The organism is Micromonospora lupini (assembly GCF_026342015.1).
In the GTDB taxonomy this organism is placed as follows: domain Bacteria; phylum Actinomycetota; class Actinomycetes; order Mycobacteriales; family Micromonosporaceae; genus Micromonospora; species Micromonospora lupini_B.
This window is the reverse complement of sequence record NZ_JAPENL010000001.1, coordinates 2,704,706-2,719,160: the sequence shown is the minus strand read 5'-3', so window position 1 is coordinate 2,719,160 and position 14,455 is coordinate 2,704,706. Positions and strand designations below refer to the sequence as shown.

19 protein-coding genes are annotated in these 14,455 nt (G+C 66.7%); 9 read left to right on the top strand and 10 right to left on the bottom strand.

All coding sequences use genetic code 11. The annotated features are described in order from the left end of the window. Nucleotides 1–52: 52 nt before the first annotated feature. Both OOJ91_RS11930 and OOJ91_RS11925 read right to left on the bottom strand, forming a co-directional pair. Complete coding sequence (locus tag OOJ91_RS11930; RefSeq protein ID WP_266244665.1) at nucleotides 53–346, bottom strand: hypothetical protein; 294 nt, start codon at nucleotides 344–346, stop codon at nucleotides 53–55. Next, nucleotides 339–608: a hypothetical protein gene (locus OOJ91_RS11925; RefSeq protein ID WP_266244664.1), complete on the bottom strand. Its 270-nt coding sequence runs from the start codon at nucleotides 606–608 to the stop codon at nucleotides 339–341. The genes OOJ91_RS11930 and OOJ91_RS11925 overlap by 8 nt, the downstream gene beginning before the upstream one ends. 208 nt (nucleotides 609–816) lie before the next feature. Here OOJ91_RS11925 and OOJ91_RS11920 point away from each other — a divergent pair, with 208 nt between their 5' ends. Continuing rightward, nucleotides 817–1,305, top strand: coding sequence for a helix-turn-helix transcriptional regulator (locus tag OOJ91_RS11920; RefSeq protein WP_266244663.1), 489 nt, complete (start codon nucleotides 817–819; stop codon nucleotides 1,303–1,305). Nucleotides 1,306–1,692: 387 nt separating this feature from the next. Here OOJ91_RS11920 and OOJ91_RS11915 read toward each other — a convergent pair whose 3' ends face one another. After that, nucleotides 1,693–2,340, bottom strand: coding sequence for a hypothetical protein (locus OOJ91_RS11915; RefSeq protein ID WP_266244662.1), 648 nt, complete (start codon nucleotides 2,338–2,340; stop codon nucleotides 1,693–1,695). Nucleotides 2,341–2,562: 222 nt separating this feature from the next. On the opposite strand from OOJ91_RS11915, the gene OOJ91_RS11910 reads away from it, so the two are divergent. Next, nucleotides 2,563–3,285, top strand: coding sequence for a hypothetical protein (locus OOJ91_RS11910; RefSeq protein ID WP_266244661.1), 723 nt, complete (start codon nucleotides 2,563–2,565; stop codon nucleotides 3,283–3,285). Between the two features lie 312 nt (nucleotides 3,286–3,597). Here OOJ91_RS11910 and OOJ91_RS11905 read toward each other — a convergent pair whose 3' ends face one another. After that, nucleotides 3,598–4,176, bottom strand: coding sequence for an HD domain-containing protein (locus OOJ91_RS11905; RefSeq protein WP_266244660.1), 579 nt, complete (start codon nucleotides 4,174–4,176; stop codon nucleotides 3,598–3,600). Beyond that, nucleotides 4,173–5,300: a helix-turn-helix domain-containing protein gene (locus OOJ91_RS11900; protein WP_266244659.1), complete on the bottom strand. Its 1,128-nt coding sequence runs from the start codon at nucleotides 5,298–5,300 to the stop codon at nucleotides 4,173–4,175. Before OOJ91_RS11900 ends, OOJ91_RS11905 begins: the two co-directional genes overlap by 4 nt. 440 nt (nucleotides 5,301–5,740) lie before the next feature. Between OOJ91_RS11900 and OOJ91_RS11895 the strand changes: the two genes are divergently transcribed. The 3 genes from OOJ91_RS11895 (at nucleotide 5,741) to OOJ91_RS11885 (ending at nucleotide 7,280) form a co-directional block, all read left to right on the top strand. Next, a complete protein-coding gene (locus tag OOJ91_RS11895) occupies nucleotides 5,741–6,100 on the top strand; it encodes a hypothetical protein (protein WP_266244658.1) in 360 nt (119 codons plus the stop codon). Between the two features lie 291 nt (nucleotides 6,101–6,391). Continuing rightward, the gene (locus OOJ91_RS11890) at nucleotides 6,392–6,895 is read left to right on the top strand and encodes a hypothetical protein (protein WP_266244657.1); all 504 of its coding nucleotides are present in this window, start codon (nucleotides 6,392–6,394) and stop codon (nucleotides 6,893–6,895) included. Nucleotides 6,896–7,106: 211 nt separating this feature from the next. Beyond that, nucleotides 7,107–7,280: a hypothetical protein gene (locus OOJ91_RS11885; RefSeq protein ID WP_266244656.1), complete on the top strand. Its 174-nt coding sequence runs from the start codon at nucleotides 7,107–7,109 to the stop codon at nucleotides 7,278–7,280. 11 nt (nucleotides 7,281–7,291) lie between these two features. Here the strand turns inward: OOJ91_RS11885 and OOJ91_RS11880 are convergent, their stop codons facing one another. Next, complete coding sequence (locus OOJ91_RS11880; protein ID WP_266244655.1) at nucleotides 7,292–8,737, bottom strand: RICIN domain-containing protein; 1,446 nt, start codon at nucleotides 8,735–8,737, stop codon at nucleotides 7,292–7,294. A 398-nt stretch (nucleotides 8,738–9,135) separates the two neighbouring features. Between OOJ91_RS11880 and OOJ91_RS11875 the strand changes: the two genes are divergently transcribed. Continuing rightward, on the top strand, nucleotides 9,136–9,561 hold the full coding sequence (locus OOJ91_RS11875) for a hypothetical protein (RefSeq protein ID WP_266244654.1): 426 nt from the start codon (nucleotides 9,136–9,138) through the stop codon (nucleotides 9,559–9,561). Nucleotides 9,562–9,754: 193 nt separating this feature from the next. Here the strand turns inward: OOJ91_RS11875 and OOJ91_RS11870 are convergent, their stop codons facing one another. Both OOJ91_RS11870 and OOJ91_RS11865 read right to left on the bottom strand, forming a co-directional pair. After that, nucleotides 9,755–9,943 carry a hypothetical protein gene (locus OOJ91_RS11870; RefSeq protein ID WP_266244653.1) on the bottom strand — a complete coding sequence of 63 codons (189 nt, stop codon included), beginning with the start codon at nucleotides 9,941–9,943 and terminating at the stop codon, nucleotides 9,755–9,757. Nucleotides 9,944–10,199: 256 nt separating this feature from the next. Then, a complete protein-coding gene (locus OOJ91_RS11865; protein WP_266244652.1) occupies nucleotides 10,200–11,072 on the bottom strand; it encodes a class I SAM-dependent methyltransferase in 873 nt (290 codons plus the stop codon). Nucleotides 11,073–11,161: 89 nt separating this feature from the next. Between OOJ91_RS11865 and OOJ91_RS11860 the strand changes: the two genes are divergently transcribed. Further along, nucleotides 11,162–11,713 (top strand): DinB family protein, encoded by a 552-nt coding sequence (locus OOJ91_RS11860; RefSeq protein WP_266244651.1) that lies wholly within the window; start codon nucleotides 11,162–11,164, stop codon nucleotides 11,711–11,713. A 7-nt stretch (nucleotides 11,714–11,720) separates the two neighbouring features. Here the strand turns inward: OOJ91_RS11860 and OOJ91_RS11855 are convergent, their stop codons facing one another. Then, the gene (locus tag OOJ91_RS11855; protein WP_266244650.1) at nucleotides 11,721–12,632 is read right to left on the bottom strand and encodes a hypothetical protein; all 912 of its coding nucleotides are present in this window, start codon (nucleotides 12,630–12,632) and stop codon (nucleotides 11,721–11,723) included. A 425-nt stretch (nucleotides 12,633–13,057) separates the two neighbouring features. On the opposite strand from OOJ91_RS11855, the gene OOJ91_RS11850 reads away from it, so the two are divergent. Beyond that, nucleotides 13,058–13,684, top strand: a complete 627-nt coding sequence (locus tag OOJ91_RS11850) for an HAD-IA family hydrolase (protein ID WP_266244649.1) — start codon at nucleotides 13,058–13,060, stop codon at nucleotides 13,682–13,684. Between the two features lie 41 nt (nucleotides 13,685–13,725). On the opposite strand, the gene OOJ91_RS11845 is transcribed toward OOJ91_RS11850, so the two are convergent. Continuing rightward, complete coding sequence (locus OOJ91_RS11845; RefSeq protein WP_266244648.1) at nucleotides 13,726–13,905, bottom strand: hypothetical protein; 180 nt, start codon at nucleotides 13,903–13,905, stop codon at nucleotides 13,726–13,728. Nucleotides 13,906–13,940: 35 nt separating this feature from the next. Here OOJ91_RS11845 and OOJ91_RS11840 point away from each other — a divergent pair, with 35 nt between their 5' ends. Continuing rightward, on the top strand, nucleotides 13,941–14,429 hold the full coding sequence (locus OOJ91_RS11840) for a GNAT family N-acetyltransferase (protein WP_266244647.1): 489 nt from the start codon (nucleotides 13,941–13,943) through the stop codon (nucleotides 14,427–14,429). The last annotated feature ends 26 nt before the right edge of the window (nucleotides 14,430–14,455 follow it).

The window sequence follows — 14,455 nt, the reverse complement described above, 5'->3', positions numbered from 1 at the left end:
GCCGGTCCGGGCTCCGGCTGACGGGCCGGAGATGTGGGGGAGGGGCAGCCATTCACGCGGCCTGCCCTCCTGTGTTCGCCTTCGGGGTGCGGGGCTGGCTGCCGCCCTTGCTGCGGGCGAGCCCGGAGAGTCGGCCGAGGTTCTTCATGTCGGCGCGCATGAGCAGGTCGGCTGCCTGGGCGCGTTCGACGGGGTCGGTGATGTGCGCGGGGACTTTCGCGTCGTAGCGGCGCATCCGGGCGGCCTGGGCGGCGGCCTTGCGGCCGTCCTCGTTCGTCTTGAGGGCGGCGCGGGTGAGCCCGCCCATCGAGCCGATCTGCTGGTGGTGGCGGCTGCGCTCAGGCATCGTGGGTCACCTGCTCGAACATCCGGCTGACGGGCCAGCCGGCGCAGTCAGCCAGTTGCTGCGCCTCGGAGATGCGGCAGTCGTAAAGGCCGACCCGCAGCCGCCACCAGGTCATCGGGGGATAGCCGAAGTGCCTGCCGAGGGCGATGACGGACTTGATGCCGGTGGCCCGCATCAGCCGCTTCACGGCAGCGTCGGTGAGGCGCAGGCGAGGGGGTGCATCAGGCGTGATGCCCCGTTCCAGCGTTTGTGTATCACCCATGATGCACACCTTGCCGGCATCATGCGTGATGCGCAACGGGACACGCGGGATGTACCCGATCGGGTGGTCTGCCCGTCCTATAGTCATCCAAATGAATGCGATTAGCGGGGGGTCGATCTACCAGACGCGTGGCTTGTTCGCGCATCACGCGCGATACATACCTGTGGTGGTACATGACAGGCGTGAGGGCCGGCCGTATGGTGCGACCATGCAGGCGGGCGCGGGCGGCGACGAGAGCCCCGAAAACCCCTACGAACGCCTCGGGCTACTCATCGCCCAAGCCCGCCTAGACGCCGGCCTGACCCAAGGTCAACTTGCCGAGAGGTGCGGCATCGGCCGCGCGACCATCCAGCGCCTCGAAAACGCCAGGGAAATCCCGAAGCTGGAAACCGTCCGCGCGATCGTCGTCGCCATCCCCGGCCTCGACCCCCGCGAGATCCCCGTAGCCCTCGGCCTCGTCACCCGCGACGAGATGGGCCTACCGCCCGAGCGGGTCCGGTGGCGCCGGTACGACCCCGCCACGGAGGACATCCTGGCGATGCTTCAGGACGACCGCTATTCGACCGCCGAGCGCGACGCGCTGCGGGGACTCCTGCGTGCCCAGCTCGCCGGCCGACCCGCAGCGGCAAACCCCGCCCAGGTCGACGAGGCCGCCCAGGAGCCGCAGGAGCCCCCGGCCGGAGCCGAGGCGGTCTGACCATGCCGCCTCAGGGGACCTGCCAGCGAGCACCCGCTTATGCGTTTCTCGTTGCCCCTGCGGCCCTAGTCACACGCTCGCGCTTAGTCGTTCAGCGCAACTCTCCTTACAAGCGAGGGGTCGCAGGTTCGAAACCTGCCGCGCCCACCCTTCACCGAAAGCGGAAACCGCCCCGCGAAGATCAATTGTCGGGGCGGCGACAGCAGGGAGTCCTTGGCGTGGGCACTCCCGTGGCGCAGCCACGCAACCACCCGAGTGAAGCCAGCGGCCGAACTTGCCGACGATGTCGGGCTCTCTATACCTGACGGCCCGACGGGCGTGGGCTGATGGGGCAATGAGCGCCCTCGCGGGTGACGGCGCGGCAGCGGGGCGGCGATGTTGGTGTTGTCATAGCTTGGACGCTCCGCTGATTTTTACGACCATCTTTACACGGTCTGCTAGTACGTCACCATCTCGCGCTGTTCCGTGAGAGGTGACCTCTAGCTCACGGACTATGCCATTGCGAATGAAGTGAGCAACCGCCGCTCTGTCGGCAACACCTGCTTCGACAAAGAGGCGATGAGTCGTGGACTGTAGGTATTTGAGGCTCCCCAGGATTCGCCTATATGGGCATGCCCTCCCCCTAGCTTCGACGGCAAGGATTCCAGCGGTGCCCTTTTCTGGAAGCCAGAGAATCGCGCGGTACGGGTTCGAGAGAGCCCGGCCCTCGACATCTTGGTCCTCATCCTCTCCCTCAGGGTCGATGAGGGTGCCACCGTCGCCGAATGGACCATGGAAGAAGTCAAGGCGAAGTTCATAGTTTTTGCGGTCCAAGGCGGTGAATCGCACCACCGAGCCAGTAGGTGGGGCTGATGATCCGTTCTCAAGGATTTTCGGCGGGTCTTCGAGCTTAAGCGTCTCATTGATGCTGTCAGCAATGTCGGGTTGCAGAATATCCGCGAAGTGCCGATCTTCGATGTCGCCGAAATCCAGATTCTTTCGGCTCATGCCATCCCTGACTCGCACCAAGAAGAGTCGGTAGCCGTAGTGACCCACTTGTAGTCCTTCCTGTAGGAAACAGGGAGAGTAAAAGTAGACGCTCTACCGTCGAAAGTAAACGTCTGAGATCCGCTGTAGCAAACCCGACTGAGAGTTTTTACGCGAGAGCCGCATATCGGATCTTCCGTTCATATGGGGCGGACTAGTAATGCAGTCATGCCGAATATTCGAGGTTGTCGGCTGAGCTGGAGACCAAGTCGCGCATGGCATCCTCAGTCTATGGGTGACATCTACTCCACTGAGGATCGAGCAACGCTAGGGCGAGCTACTGGTGATGCGCTGCTTGCTGTCGGCACGATGTTGCGTAGCAAGAGGTCAGACCCGGCTGAGGCACGCGCCATCGGCATCGTGACGCAGATGGCTGGAGAACTGATCCTCGGTTCGGTCGATCTAGCCGGCAAGACCAACTACTACGCGAGCCTTGCCCTTCACCGGCAGCTCATCGAGGTCTTTCACTTGCTTGATTTCTTCGCGAACGACTCATCCGGTGCTGCTCGTTGGCTAGGCACCTCGGATGGAGACTTCGCTAGTCCGTCGAGCGAGTTCAAACCGTCGGCGTTGCGGCGGGCGGGCGGGTTCGACGGCACGCAATACAGCCAACACTGCGGCCTTGCTGGACATCCTCGACCGGCTGGCCGGGTCGTTCTACCGGAGGGCGAAGCATGGGTGGGACCTATCCTCGCAACTTCCCAAGTAACGGGTAGGGACATCTCGATCCTTCTGGAGGATCTAGTCTTGTGCGACGCCCTGCTGCACGCCAGAACGACATACCTTGCGGCTGGTCGGGCTGTCGATGCACTCGGACGAACAGACAACTTGGCAGAGCGACTCGCACCGACGTGGGCTGACCTCGAAACATGGGCGCGTGAGGATCCAGGGGCACTGATCATGCCTCGCAGGGCGTCGACTCACTCGCTGTCACGGCTGATCCTAGGCGACTAACTGCGTTAGCATCAGGGCGGCCGCCATCGGGCGTCGATGGATTGCGGCAGAGGCTGGGTTGCCTTCCGAAGAAGCTAGGCGCACGTTGTGCCCGCATCATCTGCCTGGCAGTAAGCATTTGGAAGACTGGGCGCCCGTTGATGGTCGAGCAGCTTCCCAAGATCATCCCGTTTTTGGGTCGTAGGAGGAGGACCTGCGCTGCCTACTCTTGACCGTTAATGCCAGGCGTCGCAGCAGCTTAGGAGGTTAGTCGTCCCTATTGCCCGACTACGCCTCTGCTTTGGATCAATGCAACGCCAAGTGTTGAAACGCTTACTCCTTCGCCGGGGGAGTGAGCCAGGCCAGGGGTTGTCCGCTGAGGGCGGCGTCGGCAAGGCGGTGGGCGCTGGCAGTCTTCAGCGCGGCCCGCGAGCTGTCGATCCAGCGCTGCACGTTGTCGATGCCTTGGTGGCGGTACTCGACGGCTTGGACGAGGCATTCCAGCTTGTCAGCATCACGAGCAACGACCGCCTCCAGTGTCTCGCCAGCTTCGTATTCGGCGACCGCGGCGGTGATGACTTCGGCGACGGCCGGTGGGCAGGCGGCGACCTGGTCGGCGGTGACGGCGGTGTTGGGTACGGCGGTGAGATAGCGCTTGGCGATGTGTGGGATGTCGGTGATTCGGGTTTCCTGAGTGTCGTGCAGGGTGCAGAGCATCGACACTCGGGCTGGGTCGGCGCCCTCCATGGCGGCGAGCATCATTCCGATGAGCGTCGTTCGGAAGGAGTGCTCGGCGATGGACTCGGGTTGCTTGACGCCGGCGAACCACCAGCCGGTCCGGGCGGCGCGTTTGAGGACGCCGGCTTCGAAGATGAAGTTCATCGCTCCGGTGGCGTCATGGTCGTCGGTCATCTGCCCGTCCCTGTGCCGGTGTGTCCGTCCGCCCGCAGGCTGTAGACGATTGAGGTTAGTTCCTGCCGCGACTGCGCGGAGATCCGGTCACTGTCCAGGAGCGGGACACTGCGGTCGAGGAGCGCCCGAGTCGCGGCGGGGTTGTCGAGAGCGAGACCACGTCGTGCGGCAAGCAGAGCCCAGATGTTGTGGATGTTGAGGTCGATGAAGGGGTGCCCTGGTTCGAGGCGGTGGACCAGGTGCCGAAGAAGGACTGAGCCGTGCCAGTCGACGAGCGCGTCGGGCATGAAGGAGTCGTCGCGGTGGCGGTACGGGATCTCGCCCACCCAGTAAGCCGAGTAGTTGAGAGCCGCTCGCTCGCAGGCGTCATCGGGATGTGCGCGAGCGATGAAGTCTCGTAACGGCTCCGGGTCACCCTGGTTGGCGAGGGACGTGACGACGGAGCGGGCGTCGGGCCACAGCGGTGACCAGGTGCGGAAGGTGGTCGTGCGGTGTGCTCGGGGGGTGGTCTGGGTGAGCCAACCTGCTGCTGCCTTGGTGGGGTCCATGCCGGCGAGGAAGCAGGCTTGCCGGTGCAGCAGCACGTTCCTGTGCCGTCCGGCTGCGGCGCGTTCGGCGAGTACGTGAAGGTGAGCGAAGAACGTACGTTGCTCGTCGACGGGCAGGGTCGGCCCGGAGGCGACTGGACCCCGCCGGGGATGGGCGATGGGTAGCCCTCTGGCGAAGGTCGGTGTCTGCCCGAGGACGGCCCAGAGGATCAAGTCGGTCAGACGGTGCGTGAGTACGGACCAACCCAGCGGCTGTTCGGCGATGTCGCAGCGGCCCACCTGCTCGGTGAGGACGGCGGCGAGGATCAGATCCGCCTCCGCGGCGTCGTCAAATGCTGCGAGCAGGAGTGTGTTTGCGCCGAGCCGTCCGAGCCGGCGTCGGACGGCGATCGCCTGCCCGAGCGGTACCGCGGTGAATGGTCGGCGCCCGGATTCCCAGCTCTGCACGGTCACGCGATCGACGTCCAGGTCGACGGCGAGCTGCTCCTGGGTGAGCGGGATGGACTCCCGGATCAGCTTGAACAGGTAGCCGGTCACCTGGCCACGATGTGGTGCTGATCGTCCGCGACCTGTCATCCGTCATCCCTACGTTGACCCGTGGTCGACGTTCCGCCGTGAAACCGATGCTGCGGCAGCTCATCCGGCCTGCTCACTCGTACTGCGGGTGAGTCCAACCGCCGCCGTCGTGATCGTAGCGTCGCAGTCACCGAACGTTCCAGATCCGGTCCCGTCGTTTCGAGGTCGGCCATGGAGTGCTGCCCGGTGGAGGGAGCCAGTGATGCGGGACAGGACACCACCACGGCGACGCGTTACCTACGACCAGTACCTGATCGCCGTCGCGATGACCCTGGCGCGGCGACACCGCCCGGTTTGGTCGTGGCGGAAGTGGAGCTGGATTTGCCGCTGTGGGGCGGAGCTGCCCTGTCGCAGCCGACATCGCATTCCGATCAATCGGGGGCACTGGCCCGCCGAGGAGGAACAGTGAGCAACGACGCCGAGCGGCAAATCCTGGTCGTATGTCTGCACGGGAAAAGCGGCCTTTGCACCGGCTGTCGGGCGTGGTGGTCGCGGATCACGCCGTACCCATGCCGGTCAGTGGACTGGGCGACCAGCCGGCAGGCGCGGTCGATGACGGCGGCGCTGCTCGGAGGCCGCGCATGACCATGCACGGCCCGGTGCTGCCGATCTGGAGCTGCGGCGGCTGCCATACGCCCTGGCCCTGCCGCGCGCGTCAGCGCGAGCTACGCGCCGAGTTTGACGATGCTCCGATCTCCCTGGCTCTCTACCTAGGTGCCCAGCTGGTGCGGGCCTCCGAGGACCTGACCTGGGTGCCGGCGGATGCACTGCACAGACGTTTCCTCGGCTGGCTTCGGTGAGCATCCTGCGGCCTGGCGATGAGAAGTTCCACTACAGCGACGGCTCGCACAAGTGGATCCCACCGGACCCGGACTACGACCAGGAGGTCTGGAAATTGTGGGGCCTGTAGTCATTTCTGTGGATCAATGCTGGCCGGGAGGCAGCGAAAGGTAGCGAATGATGCCAGCACCCGGCGGCCACGTTCGCCTGTGGCGTGCGTGTACCGGTTCAGCCAAGAACCCGTAATAGTGCATGGGCGAGGGCGTTCGAGCTGGCCTGGGCCTATGGAGAAAGACTGCTAATATTTCGATATGAACTGGGATATCGCGACCAAGGTTGCCGTAGCTGCTTTAGCCCTCGCCGTGGCTCTAGTTCAGAATCCGTTCCGCTCGCGCAATCCCCGGAAAGAAGTGAAGGAAGATTTAGAAATCTACAACGCTTTGCCTGAAGGAAGTGAATCCAGGGAAGCTCTTGCAAGGTACGTCGATGAGCGAGTTCTGCACCTGATCGAGGATGAAGGTGAGCGACGTCGGGACCTTTGGGGGGCCTTCGGCGGAGTGGTGATCATTGCCTTCGCCGGGCTACTGATTTTCGGCAGCATGATAAATGATCGTCCGGCGTGGATTTCCATACCTTTGATAATCATCGGCGGCCTGATCGGTTGGATGGGGTACGCGAAGTTCTATTTGTCTTTCAAGCGTGCCAAGCGGGACCACGCCGGAAATCTAATTGATTGGCCTGCATCGCTTCGTGACAGGCTGCAAAGTGCTTCAGCGACTGCCCCCAAGGCGGACGGTGAGGGAGACGCGGGGTAAACCAAGACGCCTGCCATCAGTCCGTCGGAGTGCACCTCGGTCATAGCGAGGTCGCGAAGTTGGAGACGCCCCTCCACCAGATCCCGCGCCAGCTGCCTCAACGACTCTGGCTCCACGCGGAACGTCATCAGTTGATCCAATACGGCACGAACGAAGCGAGCAGCAGAAACGCCAGCCCGTTCACGGCTAAGAGCCCGCACCGCTGGCTTCGGTGAGCATCCTGCGGTCGGGTGACGAGAAGTTCCACTACAGCGACGGCTCGCACAGGTGGATCCCACCGGACCCGGACTATGACCAGGAGGTCTGGGACGAACAGGTCCGCCAACACACGCACGGCCACCTCAGGAACGAGCGCCCGAAGGTCCGCATCCAGCGCCTCGTCTGACGGCAGCGATGTCAGGACTGGGTGCGGGTCCACTGCTGGTTGGTGCCGGTTCCGCAGGTGTACTGAGTGATGTCGGTGCCGTCCGCGGTGCCGCTGCTCACCACGTCCAGGCACTTGCCGCTGTGTCGGGCGCGCAGCTGGTAGTAGTCGCCGGTGGCGACCCACTGCCACTGCTGGTTGGCGCCCCCGCCGCAGCTGTACTGGACGACGTTGGCGTTGTTCGCGGTGGAGGCGTTGGCGACGTCGAGGCACTTGCCGCTGTTCTGGTTGACGATGCGGAAGTAGCCGCTGCCGGCGTCGCGGAACTCCCACTTCTGGTTCGCGCCGCCGTTCCAGGACCATTGTCTGACTTCGGCGTTGTCGGTGGTGGCCCTGTCCAGCACGTCGACCACCTTGCCGCTGTTGCGGTTGGTGATGCGGTAGGAGGACGGCGTCTCTCCGGTGACGGTGCCCGTGGCGGCGTCGATGGTGATGGTGGGATACCAGGTCAGGCTCATGGTCGTGGCCGAGGGGAAGGCGATCGGCAACCACACGTACTGGGAATCGTTTGCCGGCCCGCCCCACGCGCCGGCCCAGCGGTCGCCGAGGTAGAGGTAGCTCGTCGTCGACGTGCCCTGGATGGGGAGCACGAAGGCTGACTGGGAGCGGAAGGTGGTCGAGTCGGCGACGTTCGTCATGCCGGTCCACGGACCGGAGATGCTTGACGCCGTGGCGTACCTGGCCTGGTTCGGGCTCCAACCGGTCAGGCCCGAGGTGATCAGGAAGTAGGTGCTACCGCGCTTGAACAACGCCGGTGCCTCACGGTTGCCGTCGTTCCAGAAGTTGCCTACCAGCGTGGCCACGGTCAGGTAGTCGGCGGTGAGGCGGTAGATGAGCAGGTCGCGGTTCTCGTCGCCGGCGGAGATCATGTAGGCGGTACCGCCGTCGTTGTAGAGCGTGATGTCCCGCGACATGTTGCCCAGTGGCCGGAAGCTGCCGTGGTAGGTGTAGGTGCCGTCCACGGTGGCCGAGGAGGCGACGGCGGCCCTGGCCTCGCCGTAGTCGCTGCCGTTCTCCTTGTGCATCCACATCACGTACCGGCCGGTGCTGGCGTTGTAGATGACCTTTGGCCGCTCGATGTTTGCCGATTGCAGCTCCGCCGCCGACGACTGGGTCAGCACGTTGTTGCGGAACTCCCAGTCGCGCAGGTTCGTGGAGCGGTAGACGGAGACGGCCCGGAACGTGTTGTTGGCGTTGCGGTTCTCACCGAACCAGTAGTAGTAGTCGCCGACCTTGAGCACCCCACCGCCGTGCGCGTGCAGCACGTTGCCGCTGGTGTCGGTGAACTGCGTGCCGTTGGGGATCGTGACCGGTGCGGCCTGGGCCGGGGCGGCGGCCAAGGTGGTGACCGCCACGATCGCCGTTCCGACCAGGGTGAGCGCTGCCACCAGGGAAAGAAGCCGTCTGTTGCGTTTCACTTCGTTCGTCCTTCCGTGGGCGGGCGGCGACCGCCGCCGGCATCGGAGCGACACCCCCGGCCCCCGGTGCCATCCACCGCTGACCGGTGCCGGTTCACACCGGGGTGACACCGTGATTACCGACTGAGGACCACGGTGCCACCGTCCGAAACAATCCATCCATGAATGTACATCTATTGTGGTCGTGGTTGCCGACCGCATCCGCCGGCTAGTGCCGTCGTGGATTCGCGGACGGCGGGGTGGGGATCGAGCAGCACCCGGTCCGGTGGTCGGCGGGTGGCGATGCCCAGCTAAGGCTGCCGTTTTACGAGCGACAGCGGACGTCCTTCACACCGAAGAGGTCATCTCCGTGCCTCTTGACGGATCGAGGAAAGCCAGCCCTGCGTCATACTCGGTCCGTGCGGAGGTCACTGGGCGATGGCTGGTCGATCGAACTTTCCGGTGCTTGGGCGCGGAACGGTGCCAAAGACGGTGCCACGACGTGGCGCGCACCCGGACGCGCGATGCGAGTCATGCCAGGAAGTCCATGGCGGTGCGCCGATGGGGCTCTCATCATCGCCTCGCTCGATGCCGAACTGCCGCCGAACCCGACAGGCAAGGTGGGTGAGGGCGGCCGAGGCGGGGTCGGTCATCGTGCCGCCTGGCTCTACCGCCACGATGTCGACGTCAAGTTCACCCTCTACGGCTACAACTTCACCGACAGTACGTACCTGATAACGATCTTCATCAGCGCGGACACGGGCGACCTCAGTTGGGCTTTCGACGCCTGGCGTTCGGTGGCTCGATCCAATGGCTGGCCATCAGACGACTTGCCAGCCAGGTGACCAACTGACCTGGTCGGTCGAGGACGAGGTGCTGTACGTACAGCGCGACGACGCAGCGGTTGTGCCGCATCGAGGTCGCCTCGAATGGCGTCGGAAGTGGTAGCAGACCCTTCACCGTGTGGGCCAGCGGCGGTTACCGTCCGAGGCCCGAGACGAGCGCCGACCGCTCTGGACCTCCGTTCGGGCGGCGGTGTCACCCAAGCTCTCTCATGTTGAGCCGTAGCGCGCGCATCGCCACCTCCTCGAACGGCTCGTCGAACAGCTCGACCGCCACATCGTCGGAGAGGACCTCAATGAGGTCCTCATGGCACACCACGAGGAAGTGGCGCTGCGACCCCGAGGCCGTCTGGTCGGGGATCGTGACGCGGTTCTGTGCCGCCAACCGGTCAGGCCACGGCGATCCCTGCACCTCGTAGAACCCGTGGTCCCAGTCGTCGCAGGATGTTTAAGCGCCCTCGCCCGGCACGGCTCGTTTGACCGCACCCGCTAGCCTTCGCAGCCATGGGCGCAATCAAGCCGTGGCACCTCGTACTCCTCAGTCTCTGTTGCCTGCTGCCGACGGCGGCGGTGATCGCCGGTGGTGTCTGGGCCGTGCGGCGAAAGCGCACCCGGCGTTGAGGCAGTAGTCCCACGCGGGGTCAGGCGCGATCCGCGACCATCACCCTGCTGTGGGCCAGGGACGTGGCACGGCGGATCGGCAGGGCGAGTGCTCGCGCCGTGTCGAGCAGGTCGTGGTCGCCGGTGACGGTGAAGCCGTGGCGGGTGAGCAGGGCGGCCATGGCGTCGGGCGTCCAGGTCGAGCGCCATGGCTCCTTCGCCCAGACGCTCCGCCGGCCGGTGGACGCCATCAGCAGTCGTGCGACGAGCCGGCCCAGCGTCAGGGATGTCCCGGGCATCTGGAAGTTGACGATGAGACGGCTGCGCGGTGCCGAGCAGGCGGCGACAGCGGCAACAGTCGCGGACACTTGGGCCCTGGTCAGATACGGCACGACGCCTTCCCAGATCCACGTCGTCGGCTCACTGGGGCGATGCCCGGCGGCTGCCAGCGCCTCGGCGAGCCGGTCGCGGCCGAAGTCCACAGCGACGAACGTCGGCCCGGTGCCGGGCAGCCCCTCGACGCGTTCCCGTTTGTCGCGCTGGCTGCTCGGCTGGTCGACCTCGAAGACCGTCGCGTCGGCGAGTTCCGCCATCCGCCAGGCGCGACCGTCCAACCCGGCGCCCAGGATCACCACCTGCGAGCTGGGGTGGGCGCGTACGGCGTCGTCGATCGCGACCGTGCGGGGCACGATCAACTCGGCGTTGGCGCGTACCGTCTCGTAGTCGACCCGTTGCCGCCACGGCCCGGGGGCGGCGGCGTCGCGTACCCACTCGACGGCCTCCCGTTCGTCGGCGCGGAGCAGGCGCACGGCCGTCGGGTCCGCGAAACGGCCGGGAGCGACAAGTCCGTCCGCCGCCGCGCGGCCCTGGCAGACAAGCACGGCCGTACGGCTCGGCTGTGGGGTTCTCGGCACTGGCGTCACTCCCATCCTTGCTCAGGCATCGGCTCTGGGGCCGACGGTAGTCTCGCGTGAGACCGGTCGGCCCGCTAGCCTCGATCGCCATGACCAACGCGAATGAGCACGGTCGCGCCGAACCACCGATCGCGGGCGACGAGACCGCCACCCTGTTGGGCTCCCTCGACCGCCAGCGCGCCACCCTGGCCTGGAAGACCGGTGGGCTCGACGCGGCCGGCCTGCGGGCGACGCTCGGCCCGTCGTCGATCACCCTGGGCGGGCTGCTCAAGCATCTGGCGCTGGTCGAGGATCTCTACTTCTCGCTGAAGCTGGCCGGGCGCTCACCCGGGCCACCGTGGGACACCGTCGACTGGGACGCCAACCCCGGCTGGGAGTGGCGTTCGGCCGCCGACGACACCCCGGAGCAGCTCTACACGCTGTGGCGGGAAGCGGTGGCTCGCTCCCGGGCCACAGTCGCCGAGTTGCTCGCCGACGGCGGCCCGGAGCAGTTGGCCCGGGGCGAGTGGCCCGACGGGCGGGTGCCCAGCCTGCGCCGCGTCCTGGTCGACCTGATCGAGGAGTACGCCCGGCACGTCGGGCACGCCGACCTGATCCGGGAGTCGGTGGACGGCCTCACCGGCGAGGACCCGCCGCATTGACCGAGGGCTACTTGGTCACCAGGTTGCGGAGTGCCGCTATAGCAGCCCGGTCACTGACCTCGGCGTAGATCTTCCTGTCGGCGCCGACAAGGACGACGTACGGGCACTTCTGGTCGTCGCCGGTCATCTTCTTCTCCAGCAGCTTGCGGCCGGTCGCCGCCTCGAAGACCCGCAGACGCCAACTGGTCCGCACCAGCGGCAGGCTCTGCGGTTTCGGGTCGTCGAACTTGCAGGTCCGGATCGTCGAGCCGGAGCTGACCCGGTCCAGGCAGGCGACGATCTGCACGAGCTTGGGGTCCTCCGAGGACCACGTCTGCTCGACCTTCTTGGACAGGCCCAGGTCGTAGTAGTAGGTGTCGTCCTTGCGGCGCAGACCAGGGGTGTCCGACAGGAGCAGGACGACCGGGTGCGGCGCCTTACCGGCGCGCTTGGGCAACTCGGGGTAGTAGATGTCCTCGTCGCACACCCGGTTCAGGTCCTCGATCTTCTCCGCCGGGTAGGCGCTGGCCTGCGGCCCCTGCACGACGGGTTCCTCGGAGAGGCTGGGGGAGGGGCTGGCGTTCGTCGGGGGGCGGGCAGGCGCGGTGGCCTCCGGGCCGGACGCGCTGGTATCACTGTCGCGCAGCAGGAAGAAGCCGCTGACCAGGCCGAGGCACAGCACCAGCAGGACGACCACGACGCCTCCGACGACGGCGGCGACGATGGCGGTGCGGTTCGAGCTGGTGGGCGGCTCGGCGGCAACCCACGCGGGCGGGCCGGTCGGGTAGCCCGGCTGCGGTGGCAGCTCCGTGGCTGGTGCCTGATCCGGGGTCGACGCGCGCTCGGGCGACGTCTCCGGTGCGGCAGCGGGATCTGGAGTTGCATCTGAGGCCGGGGTGGGGTCCGGCGGCGGGCTTGCGGCAGGTTCAGCCCCGGTCATGGCGACGTCCTTTGTTGATCAAGGGGAAGACGTGACTGTATCAACCGCGCGTACACACCGTGACCCCGTTTTGGCAGCTCCTCGGACTCAGGTGCGGTCGGCAGTCATGATGGGCGGGTGCAGGACACCGTCGCCGTCGCGCTGATCACGTCACTGTCCACGTTGGCCGCTGCTGGCCAGCCTCACGACGGAGTACGCCGAGCAGCGCCGGCTCGCCGACGAGCCGGGCGACGCCGGGGTGCCGCTGCGTGACGGGCATCGCGAGCGCTGGCTCGCGGCCATCGAGGTACGGACGGATCGCCGGCTTTCGTTCGTCGACGCGGTGCGTCAGGTATTGGATCGCGACGGATGACGCCGGGTCCGTTCTCCGCCACCGGTAAGTGACGCCCTATCCTCGTCACGGAGCGTACGGGGGGAGCGTGGTCGTGGAGCTGGCAGACGTCGACGCGGTGCTGTTCGACATGGACGGCACCCTTGTCGACTCCGACGCCGCCGTCGAGCGGGCCTGGGAGCGCTGGGCGTCCGAGTACGCCGTCGAGCCGGCGGCGGCACTCGCGATCGCGCACGGCAGGCCCGCCGACCAGACGATCCGCAGGCTCCTTCCCGCGCTCGACGACGCGGGGGTCGCCGTGGCGGCGGCCCGACAACTGGCGTTGCAGTACGACGACCTGTCCGACGTGACCGCCACCCCGGGTGCCCACGAGCTGCTGTCGACGGTGAACCGGTTGGGGATGCCCTGGGCGGTCGTGACAAGCGCGGATGTCCGGCTGGCGCAGGCGCGGCTCGGTGCCGCCGGCATCACCGCGCCCGTGCTTGTCACAGTCGAGGACGTACGCGTGGGCAAGCCCGCCCCGGAGGGCTACCTGCGGGCCGCGGCGCTGCTCGACGTGTCACCGGCGCGTTGCCTTGTCGTCGAGGACGCCGAGGTCGGGTTGCAGGCCGGGCGCGCGGCCGGCGCGATGACCGCCGCGCTCAAGGGACTCGACGGCGACCTGCGGCTGGCCGACCTGACGCACCTGGCGTACGAGTTGGCGGCCGCCACCGCACGCTGACCGGCCGGCCCGAAGCCCAGCGATATCGGCGGTGAGTCGGGTCAGGCGAGTCGCTGGGCCAGCCAGGGCAGCGGCGCGTCGGCCTGGGCCTGCTGGAACGCCCGTACGGTGGGGATGCCGGGCGGCGGCGGGCGGCGGGCGCTGTCGGCGAAGAAGCCGGCCAGCCCGGACCGACGAACAACCCAATTCCCGGTGGCGGCGTCGGCGGTGTTCTGCTGCACTACGCGCTGGATCCGAGATCGAAGGGGAGGCCCCGGTGGAGTTGACGTTGTCGCCGATGACCGAAGAGGAACTGGCCCGGCTGTGGGAACCGCTTGAGGTGGGCTACGCCGAGGATCTGGTCGCGCACCGGGGCATGACCCCGGAGGCGGCCCGGGAGCGGTCGGCGCAGCAACTGCGGGAGGGGCTGCCGGCGGGCGCGGCCACCGAGGGAGTGCTACTGCGGTTGGCGCGTGTCGGCGACACCGAGGTCGGGTGGATCTGGGTGGGCCTGCCCGGGGTGGGTACGGCGGGCGGTCCGACGCAGGCGTGGATTCTGAACATCGAGGTCCATCCGGCGTACCAGGGGCGTGGGCACGCGCGGCGGATGATCCAGCTCATCGAGGCCGAACTTGTCGGACTCGGTGTGCCTGAGCTGGGGTTGAACGTCTTCGGCACGAACGCCGTGGCGATCGGGCTCTACCGGAGTCTGGGCTTCGAGGTCACCGCTCAACAGATGGCCAAGCGCCTCGACCCGACGGTCTGAGCCACCCCCGGCCCCGGTCCAGGACT

Bases quoted from the DNA above. Each gene is read 5' to 3' on its own strand.
- OOJ91_RS11925 (WP_266244664.1), bottom strand. From the start codon at position 608: ATGGGTGATACACAAACGCTGGAACGGGGCATCACGCCTGATGCACCC.
- OOJ91_RS11895 (WP_266244658.1), top strand. From the start codon at position 5,741: ATGTCTGCACGGGAAAAGCGGCCTTTGCACCGGCTGTCGGGCGTGGTG.
- OOJ91_RS11860 (WP_266244651.1), top strand. From the start codon at position 11,162: ATGACCAACGCGAATGAGCACGGTCGCGCCGAACCACCGATCGCGGGC.
- OOJ91_RS11905 (WP_266244660.1), bottom strand. From the start codon at position 4,176: ATGACCGACGACCATGACGCCACCGGAGCGATGAACTTCATCTTCGAA.
- OOJ91_RS11890 (WP_266244657.1), top strand. From the start codon at position 6,392: ATGAACTGGGATATCGCGACCAAGGTTGCCGTAGCTGCTTTAGCCCTC.
- OOJ91_RS11900 (WP_266244659.1), bottom strand. From the start codon at position 5,300: ATGACAGGTCGCGGACGATCAGCACCACATCGTGGCCAGGTGACCGGC.
- OOJ91_RS11930 (WP_266244665.1), bottom strand. From the start codon at position 346: ATGCCTGAGCGCAGCCGCCACCACCAGCAGATCGGCTCGATGGGCGGG.
- OOJ91_RS11910 (WP_266244661.1), top strand. From the start codon at position 2,563: ATGGGTGACATCTACTCCACTGAGGATCGAGCAACGCTAGGGCGAGCT.
- OOJ91_RS11855 (WP_266244650.1), bottom strand. From the start codon at position 12,632: ATGACCGGGGCTGAACCTGCCGCAAGCCCGCCGCCGGACCCCACCCCG.
- OOJ91_RS11920 (WP_266244663.1), top strand. From the start codon at position 817: ATGCAGGCGGGCGCGGGCGGCGACGAGAGCCCCGAAAACCCCTACGAA.